Annotated in this window: 5 protein-coding genes and 1 pseudogene; 4 read left to right on the forward strand and 2 right to left on the reverse strand. The window is 45.1% G+C overall.

The window, feature by feature from the left end; all coding sequences use genetic code 11:
* Window positions 1–317: 317 nt before the first annotated feature.
* Window positions 318–1,292 carry a tRNA dihydrouridine(20/20a) synthase DusA gene (gene dusA, locus AAY47_RS16605; protein ID WP_047771249.1) on the forward strand — a complete coding sequence of 325 codons (975 nt, stop codon included), beginning with the start codon at window positions 318–320 and terminating at the stop codon, window positions 1,290–1,292.
* A gap of 25 nt (window positions 1,293–1,317) precedes the next feature.
* On the opposite strand, the gene AAY47_RS16610 is transcribed toward dusA, so the two are convergent.
* On the reverse strand, window positions 1,318–2,301 hold the full coding sequence (locus AAY47_RS16610; RefSeq protein ID WP_047771250.1) for a quinone oxidoreductase: 984 nt from the start codon (window positions 2,299–2,301) through the stop codon (window positions 1,318–1,320).
* 184 nt (window positions 2,302–2,485) lie between these two features.
* On the opposite strand from AAY47_RS16610, the gene dnaB reads away from it, so the two are divergent.
* The 3 genes from dnaB (at window position 2,486) to AAY47_RS16625 (ending at window position 6,341) form a co-directional block, all read left to right on the forward strand.
* Entirely contained in the window at window positions 2,486–3,895 is a 1,410-nt protein-coding gene (gene dnaB / locus AAY47_RS16615) for a replicative DNA helicase (RefSeq protein WP_047771251.1), read from the forward strand.
* A 104-nt stretch (window positions 3,896–3,999) separates the two neighbouring features.
* Window positions 4,000–5,079, forward strand: coding sequence for an alanine racemase (gene alr, locus AAY47_RS16620; RefSeq protein ID WP_047771252.1), 1,080 nt, complete (start codon window positions 4,000–4,002; stop codon window positions 5,077–5,079).
* A 68-nt stretch (window positions 5,080–5,147) separates the two neighbouring features.
* Window positions 5,148–6,341, forward strand: coding sequence for an amino acid aminotransferase (locus tag AAY47_RS16625; protein ID WP_047771253.1), 1,194 nt, complete (start codon window positions 5,148–5,150; stop codon window positions 6,339–6,341).
* 129 nt (window positions 6,342–6,470) lie between these two features.
* Here AAY47_RS16625 and AAY47_RS16630 read toward each other — a convergent pair.
* Window positions 6,471–6,755, reverse strand: a pseudogene (locus AAY47_RS16630) (disulfide bond formation protein B); the annotation flags it as partial.
* Window positions 6,756–6,811: the final 56 nt, after the last annotated feature.

A 6,811-nucleotide genomic window follows, 5' to 3' on the forward strand; every position in this document is an offset into this window, starting at 1 on the left:
TTTTTTAGCGAAAGTAATTCATCATGCTGTCTAATAATCCCTCGCAAAACGTCAACACGCCCTAGTACAAATCGATTTATTGATGAAATTCAAGAGAAATTCTCGTCATTACATTTTGAATGGAGCTAATTCAAGTATTCATTTTTGGTTGCGTTTGAAGCGAGCCTTTTTGCTTTGTATAATCGTCCGTCGTGGATAATTTGGGGGAGTTTGTGCTCCCCTTAATATCTCCTAATGGCTGAATAAGCCGAAATAAACCAGAATATAAAGTGGCGATATCGGCGCTATCTTTTTGATTTTTAAACGAGGTTTGTGATATGCATCCATCATCCCGCTTTTCCGTTGCACCCATGTTGGACTGGACTGATCGCCATTGCCGTTACTTTCATCGTTTATTGAGTAAGGAAGCCCTGCTTTACACGGAAATGGTCACGACAGGCGCGATTATTCATGGCAAAGGGGATTATCTGACCTATAACGAGCAAGAGCATCCATTGGCACTGCAATTGGGAGGTAGTGATCCTCAGGCATTGGTGCAGTGTGCCAGGATCGCACAGGAAAAAGGTTACGATGAAATCAATCTGAATGTGGGTTGCCCTTCTGATCGGGTGCAGAATGGCCGTTTTGGTGCTTGCCTGATGGGAGAAGCAGCGCTGGTAGCTGATTGTATTAAGGCAATGCAGGATGTCGTGGATATTCCTGTTACCGTTAAAACTCGTATCGGAATTGATGAACAGGATAGCTACGAGTTTTTGTGTGATTTTATTGATATTGTTGTGAAAAATAGCAATTGCGATAATTTTATTATCCATGCACGTAAAGCGTGGCTGTCGGGTTTAAGCCCGAAAGAAAACCGTGAAATTCCACCTTTGGATTACCCGCGAGTCTATCAATTAAAACGGGATTTCCCCCAACTGACGTTTTCAATTAATGGCGGTATTAAATCGTTGGAAGAGGCCAGGCAGCATTTGCAGTATATGGATGGCGTGATGGTTGGACGAGAAGCCTACCAAAATCCATCCATTCTGGCACATGTGGATCGTGAGTTGTTTGACCAAACAGTTCCAGTAACTAATACGGTTGAGGTGGTTAAGGCGCTTTATCCTTATATTGAACAAGAGCTATCCAAAGGCACTTATTTAGGGCATATCACCCGCCATATTTTAGGCATTTTCCAAGGGATCCCAGGGGCACGTCAGTGGCGTCGTTATTTAAGTGAAAACGCCCATAAGCCGGGCGCTGATATTATGGTTGTTGAAAAAGCGTTGGAAATGGTGACAGAGCGGATGTAAATCCACTCAGGTATTTTGCCTGAAATTATGGGATCAATAAACTGGAGCCGTGGGTTGCACGGCTTTCCAGTGTCTGGTGTGCTCTTACCGCTTCGCTCAGTGGAAATTTCTGGTTTTCTGGTACATCCACATTGATCTTGCCACTGGCAATTAAAGCAAATAATGTCTTGCTGGCTTCTGCTAACTCTTCGCGGGTGGTGATATAGCCATTAATAGAAGGGCGGGTGAGAAACAGTGAACCTTTCTGGGTGAGGATACCCAAATTCACTCCGGTGACGGGACCTGAAGCGTTACCAAAACTGACCATCAAGCCTTGTCGTTTTAGGCAATCCAGTGAATCCAGCCATGTCTCTTTGCCAACAGAATCGTATACAACACCCACTTTTTCCCCGCCAGTAATAGCCAGGACGCGTTCAACAATATTTTCGCGCCGATAATTGATGGTTTGCCATGCTCCTGCTGCTTTGGCGAGTACCGCTTTTTCGTCTGAACCTACTGTGCCAATCAATTTCGCACCCAGTGCTTTTGCCCATTGGCAGGCAATTAAACCAACACCACCGGCGGCGGCATGAAATAAAGTGGTTTCTCCTGCCTGGAGCTTATGTGTCAGGTTGAACAGATAGTAAACAGTCAAACCTTTTAAAAATGACGCAGCCGCTTGTTCAAATGAGATCTCATCCGGCAACAGCGCTAATTTGCTTTCAGGAACGTTGTGTATTTCACTGTAAGCCCCTAAGGCTGACTGGGCATAAACCACACGATCACCGGCTTTAATTGATGTCACATTAGAACCAACTTTAGTGACAATGCCAGCGGCTTCCGTTCCCAGGCCGCAGGGCAGGCTGGCTGGTGGATATAAACCACTGCGTATGTAGGTATCGATATAATTAATACCGATAGCTTTGTTTTCGACTTGTACTTCATCGGGAGCAAGATCAGCAGGTGTAAATTCACAATATCGGAGTACTTCTGGGCCGCCAGTGGCGGATAATTCGATGTGTTTTGCCATGGTAACTCTCTCATTATGTTAGAAATATTGGGAACAGACTCGCATGTTTGCAATGAAATAGCTGCAAATAGCGCGTTAATGTATCTGAAATCATTACAGACTATATATAATTACTCAAGGCTGTTTTCATGGCGTATACTGATACCCTATTTCGTTTTTTGTTTAGTGGATTGATGCGGTATACATGGCTGGAAAAAAACCAACTAACAACAGTATGGCTGAACCAAAAGATCGCCAAGTGGAAGGGCTGAAACTTCCACCACACTCTTTGGAGGCAGAGCAATCCGTGTTAGGCGGTTTGATGCTGGATAATGAACGTTGGGATAATGTATCCGAACGGGTTAGCTGCAATGACTTTTTTAGCCGACCACACAGACGTATTTTCGCTGAAATGCAGCGTTTGCTCGAAACGGGCAAACCTATCGACCTGATCACATTATCGGAATCTCTTGAACAGAATGGCGAACTCGATAATGTCGGAGGGTTTGCCTATCTTGCTGAATTGTCGAAAAATACCCCAAGTGCGGCGAATATCAATGCCTATGCTGATATTGTCCGCGAACGTGCGGTAGTACGCGATATGATCGCGGTCGCCAATGAAATTGCCGATGCGGGATACGATCCACAAGGGCGAACCAGCGAAGAACTGTTGGATTTGGCTGAATCACGCGTCTTCCAGATCGCAGAAAATCGGGCAAATAAAGACGAGGGTCCGAAAGGTATTGAACAGATCCTGGAAGAGACCGTTGAACGAATTGAACAGCTCTATCAGCGCCCGCATGATGGCGTAACTGGCGTTTCTACCGGCTATCAAGATCTGGATAAGAAAACCGCAGGATTGCAAAAATCAGATTTAGTTATCGTAGCGGCGCGTCCTTCAATGGGTAAAACGACTTTTGCGATGAACCTGTGTGAAAACGCAGCTATGATGCAGGATAAGCCTGTTTTGATTTTCAGCCTTGAGATGCCCGGCAACCAGATCATGATGCGTATGCTGGCGTCCCTGTCCCGCGTAGATCAAACACGTATTCGTACCGGTCAACTTGATGATGAGGATTGGGCACGCATTTCCAGTACGATGGGAATTTTGCTGGAAAAACGCAATATGTATATCGATGACTCATCCGGTTTGACGCCAACAGAAGTGCGTTCCCGTGCACGACGAATTTTCCGCGAACACGGTGGACTCAGTTTGATTATGATCGACTACCTGCAATTGATGCGAGTCCCTTCTTTATCCGACAACCGAACACTGGAAATTGCGGAAATATCCCGCTCACTGAAAGCGCTGGCAAAAGAACTTCAGGTGCCGGTTGTTGCACTCTCCCAGCTTAACCGTGGCTTGGAACAGCGAGCTGATAAACGTCCGGTTAACTCCGATCTGCGTGAATCAGGCTCTATCGAACAGGATGCTGACTTGATCATGTTTATTTATCGTGACGAAGTTTATCACGACAACAGTGAACTGAAAGGTGTGGCTGAAATCATCATTGGTAAACAGCGTAACGGCCCTATCGGTGCAGTAAGGCTGACGTTTAATGGTCAATGGTCACGATTCGATAATTATGCCGGGCCAAGTTACAGCGACGAATAAACCTAAAGGCCTATCACACATGTTCAAATGACTTCAATAATCAACATCGAAGATAGGCTGTTATTTATCAAACCTGACTGAAAAATTATAAAAAAGGGGATGGAATGAAAGCGGCTACTGCGGTTATTGACCGCCACGCTCTGCGACACAATTTGCAACAGGTAAGGAAGCAGGCGCCTGACAGTAAACTGATTGCAGTTGTGAAAGCAAACGCCTATGGACATGGTTTATTGGAAACTGCGCGAACAATGGAAGATGCTGATTGCTTTGGTGTCGCTCGCATTGGGGAAGCGCTGGCCCTGCGCCGTGGTGGGATCGTCAAGCCAATCTTACTCTTGGAAGGTTTTTTTGAAGCGGCAGATCTGGCTGTTTTAGTCGTTAATCATATTGAAACCGTGGTGCATAGCATTGAGCAGCTTGAAGCGTTAGAACAGGCAGATTTATCCCACCCGATTAAAGTGTGGATGAAACTCGATACAGGTATGCATCGTCTGGGGATCAGAATTGATGAAGCCGATGAGTTCTATCAACGCCTGAGCCGCTGTCGTAACGTTGAACACCCCGTTAATCTTATCAGTCATTTTAGCCGTGCAGATGAACCTACAGTTGAAACGACCCAGCAGCAAATCGAGCGCTTTATGGCATTTATTGCGGATAAGGCGGGTGAAAAATCTATCTCTGCATCGGGGGGGGTTTTATTATGGCCAAAGGCACACTTAGATTGGGTTCGTCCCGGCATCATGATGTATGGTGCCTCGCCGATGACGGAGAAAACTGCGGCTGACTTTAATTTACTCCCTGCAATGACACTCAAATCCGGCTTAATCGCGGTACGTAAGCACAAAGCGGGTGAAGCCGTGGGATATGGTGGTACGTGGAGCAGTGAATGTGATACATATCTTGGTGTTGTGGCGATGGGATATGGTGATGGATATCCCCGCAGTGCACCTGCCGGTACACCAATATTTCTTAATGGTCGGGAAGTCCCCCTTGTTGGTCGTGTATCTATGGATATGATTACGGTGGATTTGGGACCGGCATGTCAGGATAAAGTGGGTGATGAAGTCATCCTTTGGGGGAATGTCCTGCCTGTTGAAAAAATTGCAGCGCATTCGGGAATTAGCGCTTATGAGCTGATTACGAAACTGACTTCACGTGTTGCAATGGAATATCTAGACGAATAATCCGGGTCAGTTATATTGTCTGTTATTGTATTTTTAATCAATAACACAATAGCAGGGAGTATAACGTAATGTTCCAGAATGTTGATGCGTATGCAGGCGATCCTATCCTATCGTTAATGGAAGAATTCAAAAACGATCCCCGCGCAGAAAAAATAAATCTGAGCATCGGGCTGTATTACGATGAACAGGGTATAACCCCAAAATTACAGGCTGTTGCAATTGCTGAAAAACAAATAAACGCCTTGCCACAGTCTGCTTCCCTTTACCTCCCAATGGAAGGGTTTCTTACCTATCGTACGGCAATTCAGGAACTGCTGTTCGGCAAAGATCACCCATTATTAAACCAACAGCGTATTGCCACGATTCAAACACTGGGCGGCTCAGGCGCATTAAAAGTAGGGGCTGATTTTTTACACCGTTATTTCCCTGATTCTGAAGTATGGTGCAGTGATCCGACGTGGGAAAACCATGCCGCTATTTTTGCCGGAGCCGGTGTCAAAGTGAACTATTACCCTTATTTTAATGATAAAACCAAAGGGGTAAAATTTGACGAAATGCTGGCAACATTCAAGCAATTGCCCGCAAAAAGCATCATTTTGATGCATCCTTGCTGTCATAACCCAACAGGTTCCGATCTCACCAATGACCAATGGGATCAGGTGGTTCAGGTTGCAAAAGAGCGGGAATTGCTTCCTTTCCTTGATATCGCTTATCAGGGATTTGCTGATGGTATGGAAGAAGATGCCTACGCGATCCGCGCAATGGTCAATGCGGGTTTAGCTTGTCTGGTCAGCAACTCATTCTCGAAAATTTTCTCACTGTATGGTGAGCGTGTTGGTGGATTATCAGTTATCTGTGGCGATGCGAAAGTGGCTGAACATGTCTTGGGACAATTGAAAGCGACGGTGCGCCGTATTTACTCCAGCCCACCAAATTTTGGCGCGCAGATTGTTGCCAGGGTATTGAGTAACCCTGAATTAAAAAACCAGTGGCTGGATGAAGTTGAGCGGATGCGCTTGCGTATTCTGGAAATGCGAACAGTATTGGTAAGTGCCTTGCAACAAGCGCTACCAGAAAAAAACGTTGATCATTTACTGAAACAGCGTGGAATGTTCAGTTATACCGGATTCAGTCAGGCACAAGTTGATAGATTACGTGAAGAGTTTGGTGTCTATCTGGTCGGTTCTGGCCGCGTTTGTATGGCTGGCGTGAATCATCATAACGTACAACGCATTGCAGAAGCGTTTGCTGCGGTGAGTTAGCCATTTTGATTACCTGCACGTAAAGAAATTTAGAGAAAAGAGCCTGACTGAAAACATTCAGTTGAAAAAAGCAGAAGGCTACTGGAATTATGTAGCCTTCTGTTTTAATAGTTTCAATATAAATAAAAATTACTTTTGCAATAATTGATAGAATGTTGGGTTATCATCACATTGCCCACTACCACATTCCAATAGGGTAGAAACCAAATTGGCTGCAATCAAAAATGCGAACAATCCCATGACAAATTTGCCTAATGTTGGGGGTGTGTATCTTGCTGAATCAACATTGCCTGCTTTCAGAGGCATAATAGCGGCGATAGCAATAATAGTCAGGATAGAGAGAATTGCAGCCCAGGTATAAAAATGCAGGCCGAAGAAAGTTGAACCATATCCCGTATCTCCCGGCATGATATAGCTAAATCATACCAATATGGCATAATATCCCAATCCAATATGACAAGGCATAAAGT

Origin of the sequence: Xenorhabdus griffiniae, from assembly GCF_001028135.1 — a bacterium.
Taxonomy (GTDB): domain Bacteria; phylum Pseudomonadota; class Gammaproteobacteria; order Enterobacterales; family Enterobacteriaceae; genus Xenorhabdus; species Xenorhabdus bakwenae.